Source organism: Micromonospora sp. WMMC241 (assembly GCF_027460165.1).
GTDB lineage: Bacteria > Actinomycetota > Actinomycetes > Mycobacteriales > Micromonosporaceae > Micromonospora > Micromonospora humi.
Genome location: NZ_JAPZBF010000001.1, coordinates 4,301,907 through 4,328,012 on the forward strand (window position 1 = coordinate 4,301,907; position 26,106 = coordinate 4,328,012).

Sequence of the window (26,106 nt, forward strand, 5' to 3'; positions counted from 1 at the left end):
ACGAGGTTTTCCGGCATTAGTTACTAAAGCCTTCTTATCTCGTTCTATTGGCGTAGCTCCCCCCAAAGGCACCGATCGGGCGAATGCCCTCCTTGGCCGAAGCTTGGGAGATAAGCATCAAATGCTGATACAACAGGCTCATCCTGGTCCCGAACGCTCGGAGGCAGTCCGGTGAAGCGTGTCCCTCCGTCCTCCCCCGCGGACGACGCAACAGGTCGCCGAGGGTTGCGTGTCGCGTTGATCATCAAGACCAACTATGGCGGTCTGTGGACCGTCCCGCAGGCGTGCGCGCTGCGCGACCGCGGCCATGACGTCGTCGTCATCTGCCCGCCCGGCGGACGCCTGAACGCCCGGCTCACCGAGGCGGGCATCCGCACGGTCGCGTCGCCGTTCTCGTTCCGCTTCCGGCCCACGCCGACCACGCTGATACAGCTCTGGCAGCTCCGCCGGCTCGTCCACCGCCTCCGCGTGCAGGTGCTCTACCACCATCTGTACGCGGCCACCCTGGCCGCGCGGCTGGCCACCGTCGGCATGCCGATGGTGCGGGTGCAGTTCGTCGCCGGCCCCGCCTTCCTGGAGTCGCGGGCGGTCCGTGTGGTCGAGCGCCTGCTCTGGCGCATGGACCGCGCAATCGTCTGCGGCACCCGGTACACCTCCCGCCGCTACGGTGAACTGGGCGTGCCGGCACCCCGTCGACCGGCCGTGACCAGTGGGCTCAATCTGGCCTGGGCGACCGCCGACCTGCCCGACGACACGGCGGCGACACGAGCGGAGGCGCGGGCGAAGGCCCGGGCGGACCTCGGGCTGACCCCCGACCAGTTCGCGGTGATCATGGTGGCGTACGTGTACCCACCCCGAAAGCTCGCCGCCCACCGCAATCGCGCGTTCAAGGGCCACGACGTCCTGCTCACCGCCTGGCAGGCGTTCCGGTCCGAGCACCCCGACGCGGTGCTGATGTTGGTCGGCGGCGGCTCGGACCAGGCCGGTGAGGCACACCGACAGGACCTGATGCGGCGTTTCGGCGTCGGCGACGACCCGTCCGTACGCTGGGTGGACACGGCCGACGACGTACGGCCCTACTACCGGGCGGCGGACCTGAGCGTCAGCCCGTCCCTCAGCGAAGGCCACGGCGCGCCGCCTGAGGCGGCCCTGCTGGACGTGCCCAGCATCGTCAGCGACGCCGGCGGGCTGCCGGAGACGGTGGACGAGACGTGCGGCTGGGTGGTGCCCCGCGACGACGCGGCCACGCTGGCCAGAGCCCTCGCGCACGCGTACACCGAGTTCCGGTCGGGCGATCTCGCCGCACGCGGGCTGCAGGCCCGTGATCGGTCGCACCGGCACTTCGACAACCGGGTGTCGGCGGTGCGAATGGCCCAGATCGTCGAACACGCCGCGGGCGTCGGCGGGCCGCCACCGGAGTACGCCCCGCCGGTCACCGGAAAGGTGTTCTCCCGGTGACCGGCCATCACCGCCTGACGACCGAGCGGCGGGTCAAGCGGATCATCGATGTCACCGTCGCCCTGCTCGTCCTCGTGCTGACCGCGCCGGTCCTGGCGGTCGCCGTCCTGCTCGTGCTGGCTCAGTTCGGCTCTCCGGTGTTCTTCCGGCAGGAACGCACCGGCCGCCACGAACGCCGGATCCGGGTCCTCAAGCTGCGGACGATGTCCGACGAACGCGACGCGCAGGGCCAGTTGCTGCCCGACGGGGTCCGCTGCCGGGGCATCGGTCGTACGCTGCGCCGGTTGAGCATCGACGAGCTGCCGCAACTGGTGAACGTGCTCCGCGGTGACCTCAGCCTGGTCGGTCCGCGACCGCTGCTGTTGCGCTACGACCCCTGGTACACCGAGCGGGAGCGCCTGCGCTTCGCCGTCCAGCCGGGGATCACCGGGCTCGCCCAGGTGAACGGACGCAACGGCCTGGGCTGGAGCGACCGCCTGGAGCTGGACGTCCGGTACGTCCTCGGCTGGTCCCTCTGGCTCGACCTGCGGATCATCGCCCAGACGGTCGGAAAGGTCCTGCGGGCCTCCGGGGTGGCCGTCGACCCGTCGTCGCAGATGCTCGATCTCGACGAGGAGAGGCGCCTCACCTACGTCCGGTGAGTCGGACGCTCCCCGCACCCGCCACGGTACGGGGAGCGTCGGTCGAGCTCAGTCGCGAGCGGCCCGGACCGATCCGTCGGCGGCCTCGCGGAGGAGCTGAAGGTACGGCTTGAACTGGTCCTCGCGGAGCAGGCCGTCCAGCGCGCTCGCCGGTACGGCCGGCAACGCACCGGTCCGCTGCTTGACCGCGAGCCACTCGAGCAGCTGGGCCGCGATCGCGGCCGGCTCGTTGCTGACCACTCCCGCGCCGCGATCCCGCACCAACCTCGCCGCCACCCCGTCCTCGTATCCCAACAGGAGGATCGGACGACGTGCCTGGAGATAGTCGAACATCTTGCCGGTGACCGTGCCCGCGTCCCGCGGGTCGTTCCACATGAGCTGGACCAGGACGTCGGCGTCCGCCTGGATCTGCCACGACTTCTCCGGGCTGACGTAGCCGAGGACGGTGACACAGTCGCTCACGCCGGCGCGGTCGGCGGCGGCACGGACGACGCCGTTGTCCTCACCGGCGAAGACCACATGCACCCGGCCGGCGTCCTGCCCCAGCAGGGCGAGCGCGGCGAGCAGGGGGCCTGGATCGCGCCTGCCCCCGTAGAGGTGCCCGGTGTACGCCAGCGTCAGTGTCACCCCACCCGGTCCGCCGGGAACCGGACGCGCGTCCGCCGAGCGCGGGGTCACACGCCGGCGGTCGATTCCGTTCATGACCACGCGGGCATCCACGCCGAACGTCCGCCGCAGCGTCTCCGCCAGCGGTGAGGAGACGGTGACGCAGGCCGTCACCGATCGGAGCACCCGACGCTCCAGCTTCTCGTCGACTGCCCGGCGCAGCGAGGAGCGAACCCAGTAGTCGTTGCCGACGGACCAGAGATCGCGGTAGTCGGCGACCCACGGCACGCCCAGCCGGCGGGCGATCGCGGCTGCCACCAGGAAGCCGGAGAACGGCGGCGCCGAGGCCAGGACGACGTCCGGACGCCAGTCGCCGTCCGCGGCACGAAAGGCGCGCAGGGCCGGGCGGATCCAGTTGACCTGCGGGTCGGGTACGAGCAGTTCCAGGCCGGCCCTGGTGAGCGAGCGGTTGGCGCCCGCCCTGAGCCTGGCCAGCGATGACGCCCGCCGCACCGGATCGCCGACGCGGGATACCTCCGCGCGACGGCCGGGACGGGGAAGCTGCGGTGACGGCGCGGCCTGGATCACGCGGCCGGGCGGTACCCCGGCCGCATCCGCGCTCTGGTTCGAGGCGGTCAGGATCCGGACGTCCCAGCCCTGCTCGACGGCGAATGCCGCCAGAGCCGCCGGGCGGCTGGCGGCAACCGTCTCGGCCGACGGGAGGTGGTACGAGACGACGAGCAGTCGCGGTGCGGACGCGGGATCCCGCTGGTGGTCCGTCGTGGGCGGCATCCCCGCACACTCCTTCCAAATCTGATACAGGGAACAACGTGTAGAAAACGACAAAGAAACGCCGAAAGAAGAAGGAAAGCTAGGTTTGGATCAGCGAGGTGAGACGAGTTGCCGGTCCGAGCCGGCCCGACCGCCGATCCGACTGGCCGCAGTGACCACCCGCAGTGACATCAGCCAGCCAGCGCCGTACGAGAGCGCGCCGGCGACACCGAACGTCCAGACAGCGGTCAGCGGCGATCCGCCGAGCAACGCCACCACCGAGACGGCGCCCCCGACCACCAGGACGCGGCTGACGTCCCAGGCGAGTTGCCGTCCCTGGCGTTCGAACACGACGAGCGTCTGCGACAGCGGTGACGCCACGAACTGAGCCGCCATGAAGACGGCCATGGCCTGGGCGTAACCGCCGCTGCTGCGCCACTGTGAACCGAAGACCAGCGAGAACAATGTCGGCGCGGCGACCAGGACGGCGACGGCGCTCGGCGCCGCTACGAGGGACAGCCTCCGACTCGCGGCGAGGAAGATGCGCCGGCCAGCCGCCGGCTGCTGCCGTGCGGCACCAGCGATCTCGGCCAGATAGACCTGGGCGACCGCGGATGCCACCAGGGCGACGGGCATCGCGATCACGCGCTGAGTCAGGCCCAACCAGCCCGCCACCGTGCTGCCGTACCAGTAGGCGATGAGCAGGACCGGCAACTGCGTGCCGAGTACGTTGAGCAGCCCGGAAGGTGCCATCAGCAGCGGGAAACGACGATAGCGGCGGGCCACCGCCAGCAGGCGTCGAGGTTCACGATCGGCCCTCCCGCCCCAGACACGGCCCCGCGCGTCCCGCATCAGGACCGCGGCAGCCACCACCTGTCCGAATCCGAACCCGAACAGCAGGCCACCGGTCCGGAGTCCCGCGACACCGGCCGTTACCTGCGTGACCACCACGGCCAGGGACTGGAAAAGGTTGCGCCGGCCGATCATGCCGTATCGCCGGTGCCGCACGGCGAACTGGTTGAGCACGAGGACCGCCCCCAACGCCGCGGCACAGGGCGGGGTTACCCACAGCCATGACGCCAGCTCGGGCTGACCGAACCACCGGGCCACCTCGTCGCCCGCCACCAGGACCAGGACTGCTCCGACACCGCCGGTCCCACCGGACGCGACGAGACCGAGGACCACCAGCGCCCGGGCGTCGCCCTCCCGCTCGGGCAGCGGAATCGCCATCTCGAATCGCAGCGCGGCCACCGTACCGAGGGTGACCGCCAGCGCCGCGACGACCGTGAAATGACCGAAGTCAGCAGGGCGGTAGATCCGGGCCAGCAGCGGAGCAGCCGCCAAAGCGAGCAGTTGCCCTCCGGCCGAGCCGGCGGCGATGCTCAACACCCCCCGTCGGCCTTCCGACAGTGTGGGACGCAGGGCTGTTCGCCATCTCACTCGACAACCCGGATCGGGCCGGCCGGTCCGCCCAACCTCGCGTAGCGCCGCGGGCCGACGGGGGACCGGGCAGCAATACCATCTGCTCGCGTCCGGTCCGCTCGTGAGCCACGCGGAGCCCTAGGCATCGTGGCCCCGGACATCACGAGCACCCCGAGCGCGAGCGTGGTGAACAGTGGACGGTCCCCGTTGATGTCGCCGGACGTCGACACCGCCACCACGTCGAACGCCAGCAGGGTCAGGACGAACCCGGCGGTCGGATCGCGCCGGGCCGCCCGCCACAGTCCGATCGCCACGGTCACTACGCCGAGCCCGAACACGCCGGCCACCCACCAGCCGGCCTCAACGGGTAACTCCAACCACAGGTTGTGCGGATATTTGTGGAGCTCCATCCCGGCATGGACACCCCAGTTGCCGTAGCCGACACCGCCGGGATGCGCGGCGATGATCGGCACCGTGGCCTCTCGCATCGCCGCCCGAGTGCTGTCGAACAGTTCGTCGCTGGGATCGACCACCAGTTCGTACATCCGGGGCGGCATCAACGAGGGCATGGCGACCACGGTCATCGCCAGGACTCCCATCACGGCGAGTGCGCCCCATGCGCGACGACTCCGATGCATCCGGAGTCCGGCCAGGACGAGAACGATGAGAGCGAGGACGGTGGCCAGCAGGGGACCTCGGGATCCGGTGGCGAACAGGCCGAGGAAGAGCAACACCATCGGACCGGTGGCCCAGCGCGCCGTGATGCGCTTGCGCAGGCACAGCCAGCTCAGGGCCAGAATTCCTCCACTGATGGCCCGTGCCAGCCAGATCGGATTGGAACCGAAACCGCTGGCCCGGCCGTCCTCCGAGTCGCCCGTCAGGGCGGCTACCGCCAGCACGAGGCCGCACAGCGTGAACATGACGGCGAACATCTCGACGTCTCGCCGCCCACGCAACACCGCGACCGCCAGCGCGGCGGCCATCGTCAGGGTCACCAGGAACAGGAACTTCTGCTGGCCGTACTCGGTCTGCGGGGGCGCGAGGATGCCGGGCCACGCCAGCACGCCGAAGGTGACCAGGGTCCAGAAGACCACCACCCGCGCGCGCGAGGAAGCGCGAAGGATCCCGTGCAGGACCAGCGGAGTCGCCAGGACCACCGCGACGACCAGGAGACTCCGGCCGATCAGGCGCGGGAACACGTCGAAGTTGAGCAGCATCACCACCGCGGCGGCACGCAGCACCCTGGAGATCTGCCCGTCCTCCTGGGCCCACCGCCGTGCACCGAACGAACTGTCGGGTGGCCCGCCAACCACAATGGGCAGGCGGGCTCGGTCATACGCCACCATCACACCTGGTCCTCTCGGGCAGCACCGGGCAGGTCAGACCGCTCGGTCCGCGCGGTAGCGGGCGAGGTTCGCCGGGTCCAGGAACCACTCGACCGTCGCCTTCAACCCCTCGTCGATGTCGGTGGCCGACTGCCAACCGGTCCGCGACCGGAGCAGGCCGGGGTCGCCGACCAGACGCTCCACCTCGGATTCCGCCGGCCGTAGCCGGGACTCGCTGACGACGAGTTCCGGCCGGGCCCCGAAGATGGCGGCGATCTTCCGAACCAGGTCACCGATCGACGTCTCGCGACCGGTCGCGGCCTGGAACACCCCACCCACCACGGCGTCGGCGGGCGCGGTGCCGACGGCTTGGAACGCCGCCACGGTGTCGGCCACGTAGAGCAGGTCACGGGTCGTCCCCAACGCGCCCAGCCGGACGGTGGCGCCGTCCTGCGCCAATTGGCTGATGATGGTGGGAATGACAGCCCGCGTCGACTGCCGTGGACCGTACGTGTTGAACGGCCGGAGCGTGACGACCGGCAAGCCGAAGCTGAGGTGGTAGCTCTCCGCCAGCTTGTCGGCGCCGATCTTCGACGCCGAGTACGGCGACTGCCCGCGCAACCGGTGCTCCTCGGTCATCGGCACCGTGGTGGCCGTCCCGTACACCTCGCTGGTGGAGGTGATCACGACGCGGTCGACCGAGGCCGACCGGGCACTCTCCAGGACGTTGAGTGTGCCGGTGACGTTGGTCTCGACGTAGGACTGCGGCGCGAGGTAGGAGTACGGGATGCCACCAAGCGCGGCCAGGTGGTAGACGACGGAGGCCCCGTCGACGAGTCGCTGCACCATCCCCCGGTCGCGGATGTCGCCGGCCAGCACGTCGACGCCCGCCAACTGGTCCGGGCCGAGGGTGTCCAGCCAGCCGTGCGTGCCGGCGCCGTTGTAGTGCACGAACGCGCGTACCTGGTGACCCGCGCCGACGAGAGCTTCGACCAGGTGCGAACCGATGAAGCCGCCGGCTCCGGTCACGACCACCGGGTCGCCGGACGAGTGTGTCGTCATGACGCCTTCCTCCTCATTGCCGGGGCGGGCCAGTTGGTCGGCTCACCGTGTCTGGACCATCTCCGGCGTGCCTGTGGGCAGCAGCGCGTGCCGGACGTCGGCGAAGCACCGGTTGGCCTCGTCGTAGTCCTCCGGGCGGCCGATGTCGAGCCAGTAGCCGTCACACTCGTAGCTGGCCGGCGGCTCCCCCCGGTCCAGGAGGTCGAGCACGAGTTGGTCGAAGCCGAAGGGGCGGCCCACCGGGTAGCGGGCGATGGTGCTCCGGGAAAGGCCGTAGACGCCCATACTGACCCGGTAGTGCAGGATCGGCTTCTCGGTGAACGAGGTGACCTTGTCGCCGGCCAGCTCGAGAACCCCGAAATCGATCTTGACCGTTCGCCGGTAGGTGGCGATCGTCAGCGGCGCGCCCGAGTGTTGGTGGGTGGTCAGCAGGCCGACGTAGTCGAGGTCGGTGAGCACGTCGCCGTTCATCACCAGGAAGTGGTCGGGCAGCCGGTCCCGGATGCCGAAGAGCGGACCGATGGTCGACAGCGGCCGGTCCTCCTCGACGTAGTCGACAGTCAGGCCGAAACGCGAACCGTCGCCGACGAACGCCCGGATCAGCGCGCCGAGGTGGTTGATCGCCAGCGTCACGTCGGTGAACCCGCAGGCGGCGAGCTGGCGCAGCACGATCTCGAGGATCGCGTAGCTGTCCCCGATGGGCACGAGGGGCTTGGGCAGGGTCGAGGTGTAGGGACGCAGCCGCACTCCGGCGCCCCCGGCCATGATCACGGCATGCATCGACTCTCCGCTCGTCCCCGTCTCACCCTGCGTCCAACGACGCAACGACCCGGCAGGGTACGGGATAGGGCTTTTGCGGTTTTCACGCCATTTCGCCTGGCCCGGTACGGCGGACGGCTCGCCGGCCGGTGTGGTGAGCTGTACGGGTGGCGGGCTATGTGTTCGGGTTGGTGCTGCACCCCACCCGGGACGTCTCCGAGGTGGTGGAGACCGTCACGGGCTGGGCCGCCCGGCACGGCAAGACCCTGGCGATCCGCGCCGAGGATCGGCACCGTGTGCCGCCGTCGGTGGAGCCGGTGCCTTCGAACGAGTTGGCCGCCCACTGCGACGCGCTGATCAGCATCGGCGGCGACGGCACCATGCTGGGCGCGTTGCGGATGGCGGTGCGGAACCCCAAGCCGGTGCTCGGCGTGCACCTGGGCCGCGTGGGCTTCCTGGTCGAGGTGGAACCACCGGACCTCCCCCGGGCGCTGGAACGCCTCGTCGCCCACGACTTCACTGTCGAGTCGCACGCCTGTCTGGCCTGCGACGTCTGCGGGGACGACGTGGTGGCGTTCAACGACATCGCGCTGGTGCGGCACCCCGGGGCCGGCTTCGTCACCGCCACGCTGGCGGTGGACGGCCAGCGGTACGGCTACTACCGGTGCGACGCGCTGGTGGTGAGCACGCCCACCGGCTCCACCGCGTACAGCTACGCCGCCGGTGGCCCGTTGATCTCACCGGCGACCGAGGCGGTGGTGGTGACGCCGTCGGCACCGATGGCCGGGATCTCCCGGTCCGTGCTGCTGTCCCCGCACGAGAGCGTCCACCTGGAGCTGCGCCCCGACTCGGCGCCGGTGGCGGTGGAGATGGACGGGCTGCTGATCCGCCAGGCCGCGACCGAGGGCTCGGTGCACGTCCGGTACGTCCGCGACGCCGGCCAGGTGGTCCGCCTCGACCCGCGCCGCCACCAGGAACGCAACCAGCTCAAGCTGAGCCTGCTGGATCTGCCGCTGCTGCCCGAGCAGCTCCGCGAGCTGCTGCCGGACGGGCTGCGGGAACAGCTCAACCGCCGTGGGCTGCCCCCGCCGCGCTGACGGCCGGCTGACCACCGCCGGTCGGGGGCGGCATCGAGGCGCGCCGGCTGTCCGGCCGGGTGCGCAGCGCCCGACGGAAGCCGTCGACCAGAGCGGGGTAGTCGGCCGGTGCGACGTCCTGGTGCACCGGGAAGTTGATGACGTGCCGCGCGAGGTGCGCCATCGTCGGCTGTTCGCGCAGGTGCTCGACCAGCGTGTGGTAGAGGCTGACCATGCCGAAGCCCGCACGGTTCATCTCGGTGTAGACATGGTCGCGGTTCTCCCGCCCGGTCCCGAGGATCCGCACCGGCAACGTCTGCGGTGCGTCGTCCGCGTCCAACTCGGGCCACATCAGCTCGAAGGCGTCACCCGACTCCGGTAGCGCGGCGAGCAGGCCGGTGAGAGCACGGAAGTTCTCCCGACGGCGCCGCGCGATGCCCACGGTGTCGTGGTCGAGCACGTGCCGTGCCATCTCCGGTGCGGTCTCCCGCTGACCGGTGAGCCGGTCGGGGTTGCGGTAGGTGACCATCCCGCCGCGCGCGCCGGGCATCGGCAGCATCTTGTGCAGGGAGTAGAGCGACACCTCGCCGGTCCGGCCGGCCGGACCGCCGAGCGCGTGGGTGAACCAGGCGTGCGCGAGGTCCTCCAGCAGCAGCGCCCCGTGCCGGTCGGTCAGCGTGCGGATCCGATCGATCGCCCGCTCGGTGCGGCCGAAGTAGTGGATGACCACCACCACGTCGTACCGGCGCTCGGCGAGCCGGGCCTGCAGCGACGACACGTCCACCGCGAGATCCGGGGTCAGCTCGTAGAAACCGGGGTCGAGGCCGAGTTCGGTCACCGGGTCGAAGACGCCACTGCCCTCGTGCGCGGACCAGCCGATGAACGACGGCAACAGAATGCCGCGCCGCTCGTCCCGCCACACCTCGGGCTGCGCGAGCAGGTCCCGCATCCCCTCCCGGGCCGCGCCGTAGAACAGGCTCGGGGTACGGAAGACGCCCGGGTCGGTGGCCGTCTTGGCTATCGTCTTCGTCACGTGAGCTCCAGTCGGGTGCGGATCTCGGGTGCGGACATCCTGAGCGAGCGGTTGACGGCGCGCAGTTCGCCGACGGCGCTCGGCGGCGCGTCGTCGCCCTCGGCCATGACCAGGACGCGATCGATCTCCGGGAACTCCCGGAGCACGGCGCCGACGACGGCCGGCTGCCGCAGGGCCGCAGGCTCGAAGCAACGCAGCACGCGTGCACTCGGACGGCCCAACCGCACGACGGTGTCCCCGATGGCGACCGTGAGCTCACCGAAGCCGTAGGTGTGGAGCCAGGCGCGGGCGGCGTGCAGCCCGTCGAGACGGGCGGCGGCGGACGACGCGGACCAGTCGGGTGTGACGTCGGCGACCCACCACGTGCTGGTGGACTCGGTGGTGAATCCGAGCCGGTCGTAGAGCGCCCGGGCGGGGGCGTTGTCGGCGAAGACGTCCAGCCGCACGGCACGTACGTCGGGATGGCGGTCGAGGTACGCCCGCAACAAGGCGCGGGCGACGCCCCGTCCGCGGGCGGGACGCACCACGCAGACGTAGGAGAGGTGGGCCAGGCCCGGGTCGACGAGGGTCAGGTCGACGAAGCCCAACCGATCCCCGTCGTCGGCCTCGGCCACGAGACAGCAACGGCCGGGGAACGACGCCGGGTACGCCAGCACGACCTCCCAGAACCGGCCGGCTCCCGGTTGCGCCGAGGTCAGGTAGTCGTGCAGGTGGGGCGCGAACGACACCCGGCTGACGTCGGCCAACCACGCCGCGTCGGCGGCCACGGCCGGGCGGATCCGGAGGCCCGGGGTAGGTCCGGCGGACGGCACCGACTCGGACCGCGGGGCGAGACGCGGGACAACCGACATGAGTCACACCATAGGGTGCCCACATCCCCCAAAGGTGGATTTCGGACGGAAGAGCGGACCGGGGCGAGGAAACCCCGCCCCGGTGGCCATCAACCGCCGAGCACGCCGTCGACCAGCGACTTGGCCTCCTCCTGGATACGAGCCAGGTGGTCCGGGCCCTGGAACGACTCGGCGTAGATCTTGTAGACGTCCTCGGTGCCGGACGGCCGGGCGGCGAACCAGCCCGACTCGGTGGTGACCTTGAGCCCGCCGATCGCGGCGCCGTTGCCCGGCGCGCTGGTCAGCGTGGCCGTGATCGGCTCGCCGGCCAGCTCGGTCGCGGTCACCTGCTCCGCCGAGAGCTTGCCGAGGACGGCCTTCTGCTCGCGGGTGGCGGGGGCGTCGATCCGCGCGTAGGCCGGCGCGCCGAACCGGTCGGCCAGCTCGGCCCAGTGCTCGCTGGGGGTACGCCCGGTCACCGCGATGATCTCGGCGGCGAGCAGGCAGAGCAGGATGCCGTCCTTGTCGGTGGTCCAGGTGCTGCCGTCGCGACGCAGGAAGGACGCGCCGGCGCTCTCCTCGCCGCCGAAGCCCACCGAGCCGTCCAGCAGGCCGGGCACGAACCACTTGAACCCGACCGGCACCTCCAGCAGCGTTCGGCCCAGGTCGGCCGCGACCCGGTCGATCATCGAGGAGGAGACGAGCGTCTTGCCCACCGCCGCGGCCGGGCTCCACCGCTCCCGGGTACGGAACAGGTGGCCGATCGCCACCGCCAGGTAGTGGTTGGGGTTCATCAGCCCGCCGTCCGGGGTGACGATGCCGTGCCGGTCGGCGTCGGCGTCGTTGCCGGTGGACACCTGGAACCTGTCGCGGGCGGCGATCAGCGACGCCATCGCGTTCGGCGAGGAGCAGTCCATCCGGATCTTGCCGTCGCCGTCGAGGGTCATGAACCGCCAGGTGGGGTCCACCTCGGGGTTGATCACCGTGAGGTCGAGACGGTGCCGCTCGGCGATCTCCCCCCAGTACGCCACGCTCGCCCCGCCCATCGGGTCGGCGCCGATGCGCACCCCGGCGTCCCGGATCGCGTCGATGTCCAGCGCGGCGGGCAGATCGTCGACGTAGTGGGCGAGGAAGTCGTACTCCCCGGTGGTGTCCGCGGCGCGCGCCCGCGCGTACGGGATGCGCTTCACCTCCTTGAGCCCGGCGGCGAGGATGGCGTTCGCCCGGTCCTGGATCCACTTCGTGACGTCGGTGTCGGCGGGGCCGCCGTTGGTCGGGTTGTACTTGAACCCGCCGTCGGACGGCGGGTTGTGCGACGGCGTGATCACGATGCCGTCGGCGAGCCCCGAGGTGCGGCCCCGGTTGTGGGTGAGGATGGCGTGCGACAGGGCCGGGGTGGGGGTGTAGCCGTCGCGGCTGTCGCGCAGCACGGTGACGTCGTTGGCGGCGAGCACCTCCAGCGCGTCGGCCTCGGCGGGCGCGGAGAGCGCGTGGGTGTCCCGGGCGAGGAACAGCGGCCCGTCCAGGCCCTGTTCCCGCCGGTAGTCGCAGAGCGCCTGGGTCACCGCGAGGATGTGGTCGGAGTTGAAGGCGTTGCGCAGGCTCGACCCGCGGTGCCCGGAGGTGCCGAAGGAGACCTGCTGCGCCGGGTCGCTCGGGTCCGGGTGCTCGGCGTAGTAGGCGGTGACCAGCCGGGGCACGTCGACCAGGTCGGCGGGCTCGGCGGGCTGCCCGGCACGGGGGTGGGCCACTGCGGGATCCTCCTCGAAAGATGGGTGGGGCCGGTCAGGGCTCGACGCGCTGACCCTTGCCGATGACGACGATGCCGTTGTCGGAGACGGTGTAGCGCTGGCGGTCCTTCTCCAGGTCGACGCCGATCTCGGCGCCTTCCGGAACGTAGACGTTCTTGTCCAGGATCGCCCGCCGGACGACCGCGTGCCGGCCGATCTCGACACCCTCCATCAGCACGGCGCCGTCGACGTGCGCCCAGGAGTGCACCTTGACCTTGGGCGAGACGATCGAGTTCTCCACCAGTGAGCCGGAGATCACCGAGCCGGGCGAGACCATCGAGCTGACCGCCCGGCCGACCCGCTCGCCCCAGGCGTGCACGAACTTGGCCGGCGGGTACGGCGGCTGCTCGGTGTAGATCGGCCAGTCGAAGTTGTAGAGGTTGAACACCGGGTGCACGTTGATCAGATCCATGTGCGCGTCGTAGAACGAGTCGAGCGTCCCCACGTCGCGCCAGTAGCCGCGGTCGCGGTCGGTGCTGCCCGGCACCTCGTTGTCCTTGAAGTCGTAGACGTTGGCCTCGCCGCGCTCGACAAGCATCGGGATGATGCTGCCGCCCATGTCGTGCTTGCTGGTCTTGTCCTCCGCGTCGCGCTCGACCGCCTCGCAGAGCGCCCGGGTGCTGAACACGTAGTTGCCCATCGACGCGTAGATCTGGTCGGGGGCGTCGGGCAGTCCCACCGCGTCGGTGGGCTTCTCCCGGAACGCCCGGATTCGCTTGCCGTCCTCGCCAACCTCGATCACGCCGAACTGGTCGGCCATCGACAGCGGCTGGCGGATGCCGGCCACCGTCACCCCGGCGCCGGAGGCGATGTGGTCCTCCACCATCTGCCGGGGGTCCATCCGGTAGATGTGGTCGGCACCGAAGACGATCACGTGGTCGGGTTGCTCGTCGTTGATCAGGTTGAAGCTCTGGTAGATCGCGTCGGCCGAGCCGGCGAACCACCACGGGCCACGGCGCTGCTGCGCCGGCACCGGCGTGACGTAGTTGCCGAGGAGCGTCGACATCCGCCAGGTCTTGGTGATGTGACGGTCCAGGGAGTGGGACTTGTACTGGGTCAGCACGACGATCTTGAGAAAGCCGGCGTTCGCCAGGTTGGAGAGGACGAAGTCGACCATGCGGTACATCCCGCCGAAGGGGACGGCCGGCTTCGCCCGGTCGGTGGTCAGGGGCATGAGGCGCTTGCCCTCCCCGCCGGCCAGGACGATCGCGAGCACCTTGGCAGCCATGGTCAGACGCTATCCACCTCGAAGCGACTTCACCACTCGGACGGCGCAGTTGCGCGCCCGGTGCGATCCCGCGCTCTGCACTAGGGTGCGGGCATGGCACCGTTGCGCGTCGACCTGCTCACCCGTGAATACCCGCCGGAGGTCTACGGCGGCGCCGGGGTGCACGTGGAATACCTGGCCCGGGAGCTGCGCCGGCTCGCCGAGGTGCGGGTGCACTGCTTCGGCGCGCCGCGCGACTCCCCGGGCGTGACGGCGTACGCCGAACCGGCCGCGCTGGCCGGCGCGAACGCCGCGCTGCGCGTCATGGGCGTCGACCTGGAGATGGCCGCCGGCACCGCCGGCACCGACCTGGTGCACAGCCACACCTGGTACGCGAACCTGGCCGGGCACACCGCGAAGCTGCTGCACGGGGTGCCGCACGTGGTGAGCGCGCACAGCCTGGAGCCGCTGCGCCCGTGGAAGGCCGAGCAGCTCGGCGGCGGCTACGCGCTCTCGTCCTGGTGCGAGCGGACCGCGTTCGAGGCCGCCGACGCGATCATCGCGGTGAGCGCGGGGATGCGCCGCGACGTGCTCACCGCGTACCCGCAGGTGAACCCGGACCGGGTCCGGGTGGTCTACAACGGCATCGACACCGCGCAGTACGCCCCGGACCCGGGCACCGACGTGCTCGACCGGCTCGGCATCGACCCGACCCGGCCCAGCGTGGTCTACGTCGGGCGGATCACCCGGCAGAAGGGGCTGCCCTACCTGCTGCGGGCGGCCCGCGAACTGCCCGCCGACACCCAGCTGGTGCTGCTGGCCGGCGCGCCGGACACCCCCGAGATCGGCGCCGAGGTGGAGGAGCTGGCCGCCGAGCTGCGGGCGACGCGCTCCGGGGTGGTCTGGGTGGCGGCGATGCTGCCCAAGCACGAGGTGATCCAGGTGCTCACGCACGCCACGATCTTCGTCTGCCCGTCCGTCTACGAGCCGATGGGCATCGTCAACCTGGAGGCGATGGCCTGCGAGACGGCGGTGGTGGCCACCGCCACCGGCGGCATCCCCGAGGTGGTCGCGGACGGCGAGACCGGCCTGCTGGTGCCGATCGAGCAGGCCGGCGACGGCTCCGGCACGCCGCTGGACCCGGAACGCTTCGTGGCCGACCTGGCCGCCCGGATGAACGAGCTGCTGGCCGACCCGGCGCGGATCGCGGCGTTCGGCGCGGCCGGCCGCCGCCGCGCGGTGGAGCACTTCTCGTGGTCGGCGATCGCCGAGCAGACGCTCGCCGTCTACGACTCGGTGCAAGGAGGGGCCCCCGCTTAACGCTTCCGGTAGACGCGGGGCCCCTTGTTGACAGGTGTCGACCGGATCGCCGTGGTGAGTATGGTCGCCGGATGCCTGATGCGATCTTCGCCCATCCGCGCCTCGCCGCGATCTACGACGCGTTCGACGACGACCGCAGCGACCTGGCCGCCTATCAGGCGATCGCGGACGAACTGGGCGCGCGCACGGTGCTGGACGTGGGCTGCGGGACAGGCTCCCTGGCGGTCCTGCTCGCCCGGCACGGCCGCACGGTCGTCGGCGTCGACCCGGCCGAGGCGTCCCTCGACGTCGCCCGGGCCAAGGACGGGGCCGACCGGGTCCGCTGGCTCCACGGCGACGCCACGGCGCTGCCGGCGCTCGACGCCGACTTGGCCACCATGACCGGGAACGTGGCGCAGGTCTTCCGGACCGACGCCGACTGGACCCGGACGCTCCGGGGCATCCACGCCGCGCTGCGCCCGGGCGGCCACCTCGTCTTCGAGACCCGGCGTCCCGAGCGTCGCGCCTGGGAGGAGTGGGCGACGGAGCCCGGCCCGGAGACCCGGGACGTCCCCGGCGTCGGTCGGGTGGAACGGCGTACCCAGGTCACCTCGGTCGACCTGCCGCTCGTCTCCTTCCATCAGACGTACCGGTTCCTCGCCGACGGAGCGGTGCTCAGCTCGGACTCGACGCTGCGGTTCCGCGACCGCGACGAGATCGAGTCGAGCCTGGTCGCCGCCGGCTACCGGGTGCTCGACGTGCGCCAGGCGCCCGACCGTCCCGGACGGGAGTTCGTGTTCGTCGCCCAACTGTCGCCCTGACCGGCGGCGCGATCCGGTGCATCGGAGGGCGCTGTCGAGCGCGAGAGGATCTCGCGCAGTAGGTTGAGCGGGTGACTGGACGGTTCCCGATCGAAGACGTCTCCCCCGTCGTCGCCTGCGGTCGCTACCCGGCCAAGGCGGTGGTCGGCGAGGTCGTACCGGTGTCGGCCCGGGCCTACCGCGAGGGCCACGACGCGCTCGGCTGCAACGTGGTCTGGCTCGGCCCGGACGGCGCGGCCCGCCCGTTCACCCGGATGCGTCAGGGCGAGCCGGGCCAGGACCGCTGGCACGCCACCATCAGCCCGGACGCGGTCGGCGAGTGGCGGTTCACCGTCGAGGCGTTCCAGGATCCCTACCTCACCTGGCAGAACGCGGTGACCAAGAAGCTCGCCGCCGGCCAGGGCCCGGCCGAGCTGGCGAACGACCTGGCCGAGGGCGCGCGGGTGCTGACCGCCGCGCTCGACCTGGTGCCGAGGGCCGACCGCGACCGGGTACGCGAGGCCGCGCGGGCGTTGACCGACGACACCGAGAGCCTGCCGCGCCGGGTCAGCGCGGCGCTCGACCTGGCTGACCTGCTCTGGGAGCACCCGGTGCGCGAGCTGGTCACCACCGGCGACGAGCGCATCCTGTGGGTGGACCGGCCGCGGGCGCTCTTCTCCGCCTGGTACGAGTTCTTTCCCCGCTCCGAGGGCGCGATCGCGGCGACCGTCGACGCGCCGGCCCGCTCCGGCACGTTCACCACCGCGCTGGACCGCCTGCCCGGCGTCGCCGCGATGGGCTTCGACGTGCTCTACCTGCCGCCGATCCATCCGATCGGCCGGGTCAACCGCAAGGGCCGCAACAACGCGCTCACCGCCGGGCCGGACGACGTCGGCTCGCCGTGGGCGATCGGCGCGGACGAGGGCGGCCACGACGCCATCCACCCCGACCTGGGTACGCCGGAGGACTTCCGCGACTTCGTCGCGGCCGCCGCCGAGCAGGGCCTGGAGGTGGCGATGGACCTGGCGTTGCAGTGCGCGCCGGACCACCCGTGGGTGACCGAGCACCCGGAGTGGTTCACCACCCGGGCCGACGGCAGCATCGCGTACGCGGAGAACCCGCCGAAGAAATACCAGGACATCTATCCGCTGAACTTCGACAACGATCCGGCGGGGATCCGCGCCGAGGTGCTGCGGGTGGTGCTGCACTGGGTCGGCGAGGGCGTGAAGATCTTCCGGGTCGACAACCCGCACACCAAGCCGTTCGACTTCTGGCACTGGCTGATCGCCGAGGTCAAGAGCATCGACCCGGACGTGCTGTTCCTCGCCGAGGCGTTCACCCGCCCGGCGATCATGCACGGGCTCGGCAAGATCGGCTTCACCCAGTCGTACACCTATTTCACCTGGCGCACGACGGCGGCCGAGATGCGGGAATACTGCGAGGAGCTGGTCGCGTCCGCCGACTGGATGCGACCGAACTTCTGGCCCAACACGCCCGACATCCTGCACTCGTCGTTGCAGCACGGCGGGCCGCCGATGTTCAAGATCCGGGCGGTGCTGGCGGCGCTGCTCTCCCCCTCCTGGGGCATGTACGCGGGCTTCGAGCTGTTCGAGCACGTCGCCCGCCCCGGCGCCGAGGAGTACCTGGACAACGAGAAGTACGAGCTGCGCCCCCGGGACTGGGACGCCGCGCTGGCGCGCGGACGGTCGCTGGCGCCGTTCATCGCCACGCTGAACCGGGTCCGGCACGACAACCCGGCCCTGCACCAGCTGCGCAACCTGCGCTTCCACGACATCGACAACCCGGCGCTGCTGTGCTGGTCGAAGCACGACCCGCAGACCGGCAACACGGTGCTCGTGGTCTGCTCGTTCGACTCCCGCGCCATGCAGTGGGGCAACACCACGCTGGACATGCCGGCGCTCGGCTTCGACTGGCACGAACGGTTCACCGTGCGCGACGAGCTGACCGGCGCCGAGTACGACTGGGGGCAGCGCAACGCGGTGCGCCTCGACCCGTACCTGCAACCGGCGCACGTGCTCACGGTGCGCCGCCCGGCGCCGCCGACCGCCGACGAGCCGGCGCACCCGGCCGCGCCCGACCTGACCGTGGAGGACGTACCCGCCGAGCTGTCCGGCGGCACCGCACCGACCGCACCGGCCGAGAAGGACGACGCACGATGGACCAGTTGATCGCCGGTGAGGCGTACGACCCGCACGCCGTGCTCGGCGCGCACCCGGCCGACGGGAGCACCACGATCCGGACCCTGCGTCGGGGCGCGGGCGAGGTGACGCTGCTGGTCGACGGCGAGCGGCACCCGACGAAGCGGGTGCACGACGCCGGCGTGTTCGAGGCGGTGCTCCCGGGCGAGGTACGCGACTACCGGGTCGAGGTGGACGGCGCGACGCTCGACGACCCGTACCGTTATCCGCCCACGCTCGGCGAGCTGGACCTGCACCTGATCGGCGAGGGGCGGCACGAGCGGCTCTGGGCGGCGCTCGGCGCCCGGGTCTTCGACGAGGGCGTGGCGTTCACCGTGTGGGCGCCCAACGCGCGCGGCGTCCGGGTGGTCGGCGACGCCACCGGCTGGGGGCCGGACGACGGCTGGCCGATGCGCTCGCTCGGCTCCAGCGGGGTGTGGGAGATCTTCGTGCCCGGCGTGCCGGCCGGCAGCCGCTACAAGTACCGCATCCTCGGCGCCGACGGGCGGTGGCGGGACAAGGCCGACCCGATGGCCACCCGCACCGAGGTGCCGCCGGCCACCGCGTCGGTGGTGCACGACTCCCGGTACGAGTGGGGCGACGCGGACTGGCTGGAGCGCCGTGCGGCGCGGCAGCCGCACGAGGAGCCGATGAGCGTCTACGAGGTGCACCTGGGTTCGTGGCGTCCCGGCCTCGGCTACCGCGAGCTGGCCGAGCAACTGACCGCGTACGTCACCGAGATGGGCTTCACCCACGTGGAGTTCCTGCCGGTGATGGAGCACCCGTTCGGCGGCTCGTGGGGCTACCAGGTCACCGGCTACTACGCGCCCACCGCCCGCTTCGGCGACCCGGACGACTTCCGCCACCTGGTCGACCGGCTGCACGCCGCCGGCATCGGCGTGATCCTCGACTGGGTGCCGGCGCACTTCCCCAAGGACGAGTGGGCGCTCGCGCGCTTCGACGGCACCCCGCTCTACGAGCACCCCGACCCGCGTCGCGGCGAGCACCCCGACTGGGGCACGTACGTCTTCGACTTCGGCCGCAACGAGGTGCGCAACTTCCTGGTCGCGAACGCGCTCTACTGGCTCGACGAGTTCCACGTCGACGGGCTGCGGGTCGACGCGGTCGCCTCGATGCTCTACCTCGACTACTCCCGCTCCGAGGGGCAGTGGGCCCCGAACGTGCACGGCGGCCGGGAGAACCTGGAGGCCCTCGCGCTGCTCCAGGAGGTCAACGCCACCGCCTACCGGCACCATCCGGGCGTGGTGATGGTCGCCGAGGAGTCCACCGCCTGGCCGGGGGTCACCCGCCCGACGTCCGACGGCGGGCTCGGCTTCGGTTTCAAGTGGAACATGGGCTGGATGCACGACACCCTGCTCTACACCTCGAAGGACCCGATCTACCGGCAGCACCACCACCATCAGCTGACGTTCTCCCTGGCGTACGCCTGGAGCGAGAACTACGTGCTGCCGATCAGCCACGACGAGGTGGTGCACGGCAAGGGGTCCCTCGCCGGCAAGATGCCCGGCGACACCTGGCAGCGGCTGGCGAACGTGCGGGCGCTGCTGGCGTACATGTGGGCGCACCCGGGCAAGCAGTTGCTCTTCATGGGCTGCGAGCTGGCCGACGACCGCGAGTGGAGCGAGGAACGCGGCCTCGACTGGTACCTCACCCACGACCCGGCCCGGGCCGGCGTGCAACGTCTGGTCGCCGACCTGAACCGCGTCTACCGGGACACGCCGGCGCTGTGGGCGCAGGACACCGACCCGGCGGGCTTCCGCTGGATCGCCGGGGACGACGTCGCCCACAACGCGGTGTCGTTCATCCGGATCGCCCCGGACGGCCGGACGCTGGTCTGTATGGCGAACTTCTCCGCGGCGCCGCTGGAGGACTACCGGATCGGCCTGCCGGCCGGCGGGACGTGGACCGAGGCGCTGAACACCGACGCCCACCACTACGGCGGGTCGGGGGTGGGCAACCTCGGCGCGGTGCACGCGGAGAACGTGCCGTGGCACGGGATGCCGGCGTCGGTGGCGCTTCGGGTGCCACCGCTGGGCGTGCTCTGGCTCCGCCAGGACTGACACGCTCCGTAGTCTCTGCCGGCGGCACATCACTTTTGGTCGGTATACCTGCGAGGCATAAATATGACTCACAGGTATACCGCTATTGAGGGAACCCTTCCCCTCCGCCGTAACACAGCGTCACGCTGATTGCCTCTTCGCTCACCCTCCGGCAGCACCGGCTGCCTGCGTGAACCGGCGACGGGCGGCTCCCCGTACTCCTGCGCGGATGCCGGGCAGCCGTGTCGCGACGAGGCGGAGGAGTTCGATGAGGTCGAGCAGGAGCACAACCAGGAGGCGCGGGGCGGTGGCCCACTCCCGGAACCGGAAGATCGCCGGCGGGGTGGCACTGGCGGTCGCCGCGGGGGCGGCGTTCGCGGTGGCCACCGGCACCGGTCAGGCCGCGGAGAACTGCGCCGGCCTGGACAACGCGTTGCGGGCCAACCTGACCGCGGTCGCGGAGCAGCGCCGCGACCCGGCCGCCGGGTCGGCCGACCGGATCGCCGACCGCACGGCTGTGGTCGACCAGATCCGGCAGCACCGATCCGCGGCGGGCTGCACCGGTACGGTCGACGTGGCCGCCGCCTGCCCGAACGTGCCGTGGGACCAGGCGATGGCGGTCGAACTGGACCGGGCGTGGGCGGTCACCGAGCAGATGTCCGGTGAGCGCTCCGGCCAGTTGGTCGACCCACAGCTGACCCAGACCCGCGTCACGCGACTGGGCGGCATCGTCGGTGGCATCCGAGGCATCGCGCAGGGCGCCCAAAGGGTCCAGGCCGGCACCGGGAACGCCGCTCCCGGAACCGCTGACGGCACCGGAACCGCCGGGGCTGCGGATGCCGGGAACGCCGGAGCCGCGGACGCCGGGGCCGGAGCCGCAGGCGGGGCTGGACGGGCGGTGGGCATCATCAACGCCGTCGGTGGCCTGATCGGGCAGATCGCCGGGATCGTGCAGGCCGCTCGGGCCGCCCGGCAGGCAGAACAGCAGGCCGCGGGGCAGGGCGGCCCGGGCAACCAGGCTGGTGCGGAAAACCGAGCCGGCGCGGACGAGCAGCAGGGCGAAGCAGGTGCCGGCGACCAGGCCGATGACGCCGGGAACCGGGTGGCGCAGCGCATCCAGCAGATCAGGGCGCGGATCCAGCAGCTACGCGCCCTCATCCAGCAGATTCGCGCCGCCCGTCAGGCCGCCGGCGACCAGGGCGCAGGCCAGGACCAGGGCGCGGACCAGGGCCAGGTGTACCAGGTGGCCGACCCCCGCACGCCCGGCTGTGCCCCCGCCACCCCCTGACCCCCCACCGACCACCGACCACCGACCACCGAGTCGATCATGAGGTTGACGGCACCGCCGGAGATCCACAAGGCCGTCAACCTCATGATCGATCCGGGCGGGGCGGGATCTTGGTACGGAGCGGCCCTTCCGGGGCGGCTCGGTCAGACCAGGTCGGCTTCGCGGAGGAGCTTCCAGAGGCCGGCGCCGTCGGGGGCGCTCAGCCACTTCTGCCCCACCGGGCCGGACGAGGAACGCTCCGCCGGCGCGGGCAGGCTGCCGGCGAGCACCGACTGGGTCGGCGACAGCCGCCGGATCGCCACGCCGGCCACATTGTCCGGGTGGGCGGCGGCGAACTCCCGGTAGATCTCCGGGTCGTGCTGCCCGTCGTCGCCGATGAGCAGCCAGCGCACCTCGGGGAACTCCCGGGCCAGCCGGGCCAGCGTGGCCCGCTTGTGCTCGCGGCCGCTGCGGAACCAGCGATCGGCGGTCGGCCCCCAGTCGGTGAGCAGCAGCGGCCCGGCCGGATAGAGGTGCCGAGACAGGAACCGGGTCAGCGTCGGCGCGACGTTCCAGGCGCCGGTGGAGAGGTAGAAGACCGGCGCGCCCGGGTGGGCGGTGGCCAGGCGCTCGTAGAGCACCGCCATGCCGGGCACCGCGGTGCGGGCGTGCTCGTCGAGGACGAACGTGTTCCACGCGGCGAGCATCGGCCGGGGCAGCGCGGTCACCATGACCGTGTCGTCGATGTCGGAGAGGACGCCGAAGCGAACGGTCGGGTCGAGGATGCGGACCAGAGCCTCCACCGGTTCGGCGTCGGCGACGGCGAGGCGTACGCAGCCCCAGCCGGGGGTGAAGTCGCCCTTGACGACGGTGTCCACGAAGCCGCTGCGGTCCGCGGTCACCTCCTGGCGCACGCCGTTGACCTCGATGGTGACCTGGGCGTGCTTGGCCGGGAGGGTGGCGAAGCTGCGCCAGCCGCGTACCTTCTCCAGCCGGCCGCGCCGGGTGTCGGGGCGGCCCAGCAGCACCCGGCAGAGCACCCGCGCCCAGCCGGGAGCGCCGTACCCGGCGTACGCGATGATGTTGGGCTGCCATCCGGTGCGCCGCAGCCGGCGTTCCACCAGGCCGTGCAGTGCGTCCTCGATGCGCGCGGCCCGGTGCAGTTGGGGCACGGCGAGCTGGTCCGGTGGTGTGGGTGGCACGTAGCAACACTGCCACAACCTGGAGGGCCCGGCCACGCGAGTGATCTGGACCGATCCGCCCCGAGGCCCGGTGACGGGCGTGTCACACTGCGTTCGCAGGCGACGACGGGGGCGTGGGTTCGTGTCGACAGCGAGGCGCATCCCGGACCGCCCGGCGCTGGCGGCGCTGCTGCTGGGCGCGGCCGGGGTCGGCTACCGGCTGGTGCTGACAGTGCTCACGGTGCCCGCCTCGAACAGTGACGAGGCCACGTTCGGCCTGGCCGCCCTGCACATCGCCGGCGGCCACGAGCGGCCGGTCTTCCTCTACGGGCAGCGCTACATGGGCGTGCTGGAGTCGTACCTGGCCGCGCCGCTGGTGGGCGTGGGCGGGACGAGTTGGCCGCTGCTGCGGCTGCCGCTGCTCGCGTTGTACGCGATCTTCCTGTGGCTGGCGTACCGGCTGACCCGGCGCCTCTTCTCCCCGTGGCTGGCCGTGGTCGTGGTGGGCCTGCTGGCGCTGGGGTCCGAGCGGGTGGTCCGCGACCAGCTCACCGTGGTCGGCGGGCGACCCGAGGTCAAGCCCGCGGTGCTGGCCCTGCTGCTGATCGCGGTCGCGCTCGGCGCGGGCCGGGTGCGGCACCGCTGGCTCGCCACCGGCGCGTTCGGGCTGCTCGCCGGCCTGGCGCTCTGGTCGGACTGGCTGATCGCGCCCTATCTGCTGGTGGCCGTCGTGGCACTGGTGCTGGCCGCCCCGCGGGACCTGGTCGGCTGGCCGGGCGTGCTGCTCGTGGCCGGTTTCGCGGTCGGGATCGCACCGGTGGTGAAGGACAACGTCGTCGCGCCGCCCGGGCAGGACTCGCTGTCGGTGTTCCGGGAGATCAGCACGAAGGACGGGGTGGCGCCGTCGGTGGCCGAGCGGCTGCACGGCGGGCTGCTGGAGGGGGTGCCGCTCGCCTCCGGGCTGTGCCCGATGGACGGCTGCGCGGGCTGGGCGCGCTGGTTCGGGGTGCTCTACCCGGTGCTGCTGGTGGCCGCCGCCGGGCTCGCCGTGGTCGCGTACCGCCGGGCCGTGGACCCGGCCGCGCGGGTCCGGGCCGTGGCCATCCTCGCCCTGGTCGCCGGCGCGGCGGTGACACTGCTGGCGTACGTGCGCAGCCCGCTCGCCGCGACCGACCCGCTGGGCAACGCCCGTTACCTGTCGGTGTTGCAGATCTCGCTGCCGGCGGTGCTCTGGCCGCTCTGGCTGGCCGTCACCGCCGCGCTGCGGGCGACCGCGTCCGGTGCGGCCCGGCTGCGCGGCGTCGTGGCCGGCACCGTGCTGGCCGGGCTCGCCGCCGCCGCGCTGGCCGGCACGCTGGCGTTCCTGGCCGGCGTGCCGGGGGTACGCGCCGAGGAGCGGTCCGCCCGCCGGCTCGCCGACGCGGTGCTGCGGGCCGGCCTGCACGAGGTGTACGGGGACTACTGGACCTGCAACCGGCTGATCTTCAACACCGGCGAGGCGGTGGCCTGCGGAGTGCTGGACGGCAACCTGACCCCCGGGCAGAACCGCTATCCGGCGTACTGGCGGCGGGTGGGACGGGCGGCGCGGCCCGGGTACGTGGTGGCGGCCGGGTCGCCGGCGGAACGCGTGCTGCGCCGGCTGCTGGGCGACCGGGCCGACGCGACGGTGGTGGCCGAGGTCGGCGGGAGTCGCGTGTACCACCCGGAGCGTGCCGTGCGGCCGTGGCGCTGAACCCGGCCCGTACGCTGTGCCGGTGCTCATCCTGCTGCCCCCGTCCGAGGGCAAGGCCGAGGCCGGCACCGGCCGGCGGCTGGACCTGTCCCGGCTGTCGCTGTCGGAGCTGAACCCGGCCCGGGAGGCGGTGCTGGCCGCGCTCGTGGATCTCTGCGCCGGCCCGGACGAGGCGGCGGCCCGCGAGGCGCTGGGCCTGAGCGAGGGGCAGCGCGGCGAGCTGCGGCGCAACGCGCGGCTGCGGGCGGCGGCCACCGCGCCGGCCGGGCGGCTCTACACCGGCGTGCTCTACGAGGCGCTCGACCTGGCCACGCTGCCTCCGGCGGCGGAGCGGGCCGCCCGGCGGTCGGTGCTGATCAGCTCCGGCCTGTGGGGCGCGGTGCGGCTCACCGACCGGGTCCCGCCGTACCGCTGCCCGATCGGGGCACGGCTGCCGGGCGTCGGCGCGCTGTCGACGTACTGGCGTGCGGCGCTGGGGCCGGCGATGACCACGGCGGCCGGCAGCGGTCCGATGCTGGACCTGCGCTCCGGCGCGTACGCGGCCACGTGGGCGCCGCGCGGGGCGGTCGCCGAGCGCACGGTGACGGTGCGGGTGCTGCACGAGCGGACGGTCGACGGGGCGCCGGTGCGGTCGGTGGTGAGCCACTTCAACAAGGCGACCAAGGGCCGGCTGGTGCGCGACCTGCTCCTCGCCGGCACCCGGCCGCGCACCGCCGACGCCCTGGTGGGGGCGCTGCGCGAGTTGAAGTACACGGTCGAGGAGGCACCCCGGGCGGCGGGCCGGCCCCGGCAGGTCGACGTGGTGGTCGCCGACCTCTGAGCGCAAGTTTTGCTCAAGGCTCGGGCGCAGCGGTTCCCCGGCCCGGCGTGGCAGGCCACGGTAGAGGCACCACCACGCCGACCTAGGAGCTGTGCCGATGCTCTCCGAGCCCACCACGCTGCTCGACCGGCCCCGCCCGCTGTCGCCGGCCCCGCCGCTGGACTGGCTGACCCTGGCCGACGCGTTCGAGGTCGCCTGCCTGGTGCGGTGCACGCCGCCGCCGGCCGCCGAGGGCCGCCGGCTCGACGTCGGCCCGTACCGGGGCGGGATCGCCGAGTTCAACCGGGAGGACGCGGCGCACCGGATGCGGCAGCTGCTGCGCCGGCTCGACGTGCCGGTGGAGCACGAGCTGACCATGGGTGGCCTGCGCCGCCGCTACGAGCTGCACCGGCTGTCGGTGCCCCGGGAGCACCGCTCCGCGTACGCGAATCTGCTGGCCGCCAGCTGGCGGCAGGGCCGCCGGGAGTTGCTCGGTGGGCCGGTGCCCGGCGCCTCGACGGCCCGCCGGTTGTGGCGCCCCCGGCTGGCGGCCTCGGCCTGGCGGGCGGCGCTGCTCGCCGGCGGCCGGCACGTACGCCGGCACTGCCTGGGTATCCGGTTGGCCGACCGTGACCTGGCGGCGGTGCTGGTGCGCGGCGCGGCGCTGCTGGAGGTGCCGGCGGTGCTGCGGCCGGGGTCGGGCTGCTTCCTGGTGAGCGTCTCCAACGGCGAGCACCGGGCCCGGATCACCGAGAGCGCCCGGCTGGGCTGACCGCCGTCCCGGCGGGCG

Annotated in this window: 21 protein-coding genes; 11 read left to right on the top strand and 10 right to left on the bottom strand. The window is 72.3% G+C overall.

The features are described 5' to 3' along the window. The first annotated feature begins 225 nt into the window (after nucleotides 1-225). Together O7598_RS19385 and O7598_RS19390 are read left to right on the top strand one after the other, a co-directional pair. Entirely contained in the window at nucleotides 226-1,458 is a 1,233-nt protein-coding gene (locus O7598_RS19385; protein WP_269692734.1) for a glycosyltransferase family 4 protein, read from the top strand. Continuing rightward, nucleotides 1,455-2,099 carry a sugar transferase gene (locus tag O7598_RS19390; protein ID WP_269692735.1) on the top strand — a complete coding sequence of 215 codons (645 nt, stop codon included), beginning with the start codon at nucleotides 1,455-1,457 and terminating at the stop codon, nucleotides 2,097-2,099. Before O7598_RS19385 ends, O7598_RS19390 begins: the two co-directional genes overlap by 4 nt. Nucleotides 2,100-2,147: 48 nt before the next feature. Here the strand turns inward: O7598_RS19390 and O7598_RS19395 are convergent, their stop codons facing one another. From O7598_RS19395 to O7598_RS19415, 5 genes are all read right to left on the bottom strand, one after another. Continuing rightward, a complete protein-coding gene (locus tag O7598_RS19395; RefSeq protein WP_269692736.1) occupies nucleotides 2,148-3,497 on the bottom strand; it encodes a glycosyltransferase in 1,350 nt (449 codons plus the stop codon). Nucleotides 3,498-3,587: 90 nt separating this feature from the next. Further along, the gene (locus O7598_RS19400) at nucleotides 3,588-4,865 is read right to left on the bottom strand and encodes a lipopolysaccharide biosynthesis protein (RefSeq protein ID WP_269692737.1); all 1,278 of its coding nucleotides are present in this window, start codon (nucleotides 4,863-4,865) and stop codon (nucleotides 3,588-3,590) included. A 47-nt stretch (nucleotides 4,866-4,912) separates the two neighbouring features. Beyond that, the gene (locus O7598_RS19405; RefSeq protein WP_269692738.1) at nucleotides 4,913-6,244 is read right to left on the bottom strand and encodes an O-antigen ligase family protein; all 1,332 of its coding nucleotides are present in this window, start codon (nucleotides 6,242-6,244) and stop codon (nucleotides 4,913-4,915) included. Between the two features lie 33 nt (nucleotides 6,245-6,277). After that, the gene (locus O7598_RS19410) at nucleotides 6,278-7,285 is read right to left on the bottom strand and encodes an SDR family NAD(P)-dependent oxidoreductase (protein ID WP_269692739.1); all 1,008 of its coding nucleotides are present in this window, start codon (nucleotides 7,283-7,285) and stop codon (nucleotides 6,278-6,280) included. A gap of 42 nt (nucleotides 7,286-7,327) precedes the next feature. Continuing rightward, nucleotides 7,328-8,065: a sugar phosphate nucleotidyltransferase gene (locus O7598_RS19415; RefSeq protein WP_269692740.1), complete on the bottom strand. Its 738-nt coding sequence runs from the start codon at nucleotides 8,063-8,065 to the stop codon at nucleotides 7,328-7,330. A gap of 146 nt (nucleotides 8,066-8,211) precedes the next feature. Here O7598_RS19415 and O7598_RS19420 point away from each other — a divergent pair, with 146 nt between their 5' ends. Then, nucleotides 8,212-9,141 (top strand): NAD(+)/NADH kinase, encoded by a 930-nt coding sequence (locus O7598_RS19420; RefSeq protein ID WP_269692741.1) that lies wholly within the window; start codon nucleotides 8,212-8,214, stop codon nucleotides 9,139-9,141. Here the strand turns inward: O7598_RS19420 and O7598_RS19425 are convergent. From O7598_RS19425 to glgC, 4 genes are all read right to left on the bottom strand, one after another. After that, on the bottom strand, nucleotides 9,110-10,153 hold the full coding sequence (locus tag O7598_RS19425; RefSeq protein ID WP_269692742.1) for a DegT/DnrJ/EryC1/StrS family aminotransferase: 1,044 nt from the start codon (nucleotides 10,151-10,153) through the stop codon (nucleotides 9,110-9,112). The genes O7598_RS19420 and O7598_RS19425 overlap by 32 nt on opposite strands. Then, on the bottom strand, nucleotides 10,150-11,004 hold the full coding sequence (locus O7598_RS19430; protein ID WP_269692743.1) for a GNAT family N-acetyltransferase: 855 nt from the start codon (nucleotides 11,002-11,004) through the stop codon (nucleotides 10,150-10,152). The genes O7598_RS19425 and O7598_RS19430 overlap by 4 nt, the downstream gene beginning before the upstream one ends. A gap of 89 nt (nucleotides 11,005-11,093) precedes the next feature. Further along, the gene (pgm, locus tag O7598_RS19435; RefSeq protein WP_269692744.1) at nucleotides 11,094-12,734 is read right to left on the bottom strand and encodes a phosphoglucomutase (alpha-D-glucose-1,6-bisphosphate-dependent); all 1,641 of its coding nucleotides are present in this window, start codon (nucleotides 12,732-12,734) and stop codon (nucleotides 11,094-11,096) included. A 34-nt stretch (nucleotides 12,735-12,768) separates the two neighbouring features. Beyond that, on the bottom strand, nucleotides 12,769-14,001 hold the full coding sequence (gene glgC / locus O7598_RS19440; protein ID WP_269692745.1) for a glucose-1-phosphate adenylyltransferase: 1,233 nt from the start codon (nucleotides 13,999-14,001) through the stop codon (nucleotides 12,769-12,771). A 93-nt stretch (nucleotides 14,002-14,094) separates the two neighbouring features. Between glgC and glgA the strand changes: the two genes are divergently transcribed. The 5 genes from glgA (at nucleotide 14,095) to O7598_RS19465 (ending at nucleotide 21,625) form a co-directional block, all read left to right on the top strand. After that, the gene (glgA, locus tag O7598_RS19445; RefSeq protein ID WP_269692746.1) at nucleotides 14,095-15,300 is read left to right on the top strand and encodes a glycogen synthase; all 1,206 of its coding nucleotides are present in this window, start codon (nucleotides 14,095-14,097) and stop codon (nucleotides 15,298-15,300) included. 71 nt (nucleotides 15,301-15,371) lie between these two features. Next, nucleotides 15,372-16,100 carry a class I SAM-dependent methyltransferase gene (locus tag O7598_RS19450; protein WP_269692747.1) on the top strand — a complete coding sequence of 243 codons (729 nt, stop codon included), beginning with the start codon at nucleotides 15,372-15,374 and terminating at the stop codon, nucleotides 16,098-16,100. 71 nt (nucleotides 16,101-16,171) lie between these two features. Beyond that, on the top strand, nucleotides 16,172-18,268 hold the full coding sequence (locus O7598_RS19455; protein WP_269692748.1) for an alpha-1,4-glucan--maltose-1-phosphate maltosyltransferase: 2,097 nt from the start codon (nucleotides 16,172-16,174) through the stop codon (nucleotides 18,266-18,268). Then, nucleotides 18,256-20,358: a 1,4-alpha-glucan branching protein GlgB gene (glgB, locus tag O7598_RS19460; RefSeq protein WP_269692749.1), complete on the top strand. Its 2,103-nt coding sequence runs from the start codon at nucleotides 18,256-18,258 to the stop codon at nucleotides 20,356-20,358. Before O7598_RS19455 ends, glgB begins: the two co-directional genes overlap by 13 nt. Before the next feature lie 286 nt (nucleotides 20,359-20,644). Beyond that, nucleotides 20,645-21,625 (top strand): hypothetical protein, encoded by a 981-nt coding sequence (locus O7598_RS19465; RefSeq protein WP_269692750.1) that lies wholly within the window; start codon nucleotides 20,645-20,647, stop codon nucleotides 21,623-21,625. Nucleotides 21,626-21,768: 143 nt separating this feature from the next. On the opposite strand, the gene O7598_RS19470 is transcribed toward O7598_RS19465, so the two are convergent. After that, complete coding sequence (locus O7598_RS19470) at nucleotides 21,769-22,842, bottom strand: App1 family protein (protein WP_442929872.1); 1,074 nt, start codon at nucleotides 22,840-22,842, stop codon at nucleotides 21,769-21,771. 85 nt (nucleotides 22,843-22,927) lie between these two features. Between O7598_RS19470 and O7598_RS19475 the strand changes: the two genes are divergently transcribed. The 3 genes from O7598_RS19475 to O7598_RS19485 all read left to right on the top strand — a co-directional run bounded on the left by O7598_RS19475 (nucleotide 22,928) and on the right by O7598_RS19485 (nucleotide 26,088). Then, the gene (locus O7598_RS19475) at nucleotides 22,928-24,517 is read left to right on the top strand and encodes a hypothetical protein (protein ID WP_269692752.1); all 1,590 of its coding nucleotides are present in this window, start codon (nucleotides 22,928-22,930) and stop codon (nucleotides 24,515-24,517) included. Nucleotides 24,518-24,533: 16 nt separating this feature from the next. Then, nucleotides 24,534-25,337 (top strand): peroxide stress protein YaaA, encoded by an 804-nt coding sequence (gene yaaA / locus O7598_RS19480; RefSeq protein ID WP_269692753.1) that lies wholly within the window; start codon nucleotides 24,534-24,536, stop codon nucleotides 25,335-25,337. Nucleotides 25,338-25,434: 97 nt separating this feature from the next. Beyond that, nucleotides 25,435-26,088 (top strand): hypothetical protein, encoded by a 654-nt coding sequence (locus tag O7598_RS19485; RefSeq protein WP_269692754.1) that lies wholly within the window; start codon nucleotides 25,435-25,437, stop codon nucleotides 26,086-26,088. Nucleotides 26,089-26,106 lie beyond the last annotated feature (18 nt).

Coding starts and splice junctions, on each gene's coding strand:
- O7598_RS19395 (WP_269692736.1), bottom strand. CDS start 3,497: ATGCCGCCCACGACGGACCACCAGCGGGATCCCGCGTCCGCACCGCGA.
- O7598_RS19405 (WP_269692738.1), bottom strand. CDS start 6,244: ATGGTGGCGTATGACCGAGCCCGCCTGCCCATTGTGGTTGGCGGGCCA.
- O7598_RS19410 (WP_269692739.1), bottom strand. CDS start 7,285: ATGACGACACACTCGTCCGGCGACCCGGTGGTCGTGACCGGAGCCGGC.
- O7598_RS19415 (WP_269692740.1), bottom strand. CDS start 8,065: ATGCATGCCGTGATCATGGCCGGGGGCGCCGGAGTGCGGCTGCGTCCC.
- O7598_RS19430 (WP_269692743.1), bottom strand. CDS start 11,004: ATGTCGGTTGTCCCGCGTCTCGCCCCGCGGTCCGAGTCGGTGCCGTCC.
- glgC (WP_269692745.1), bottom strand. CDS start 14,001: ATGGCTGCCAAGGTGCTCGCGATCGTCCTGGCCGGCGGGGAGGGCAAG.
- glgA (WP_269692746.1), top strand. CDS start 14,095: ATGGCACCGTTGCGCGTCGACCTGCTCACCCGTGAATACCCGCCGGAG.
- O7598_RS19450 (WP_269692747.1), top strand. CDS start 15,372: ATGCCTGATGCGATCTTCGCCCATCCGCGCCTCGCCGCGATCTACGAC.
- glgB (WP_269692749.1), top strand. CDS start 18,256: ATGGACCAGTTGATCGCCGGTGAGGCGTACGACCCGCACGCCGTGCTC.
- O7598_RS19485 (WP_269692754.1), top strand. CDS start 25,435: ATGCTCTCCGAGCCCACCACGCTGCTCGACCGGCCCCGCCCGCTGTCG.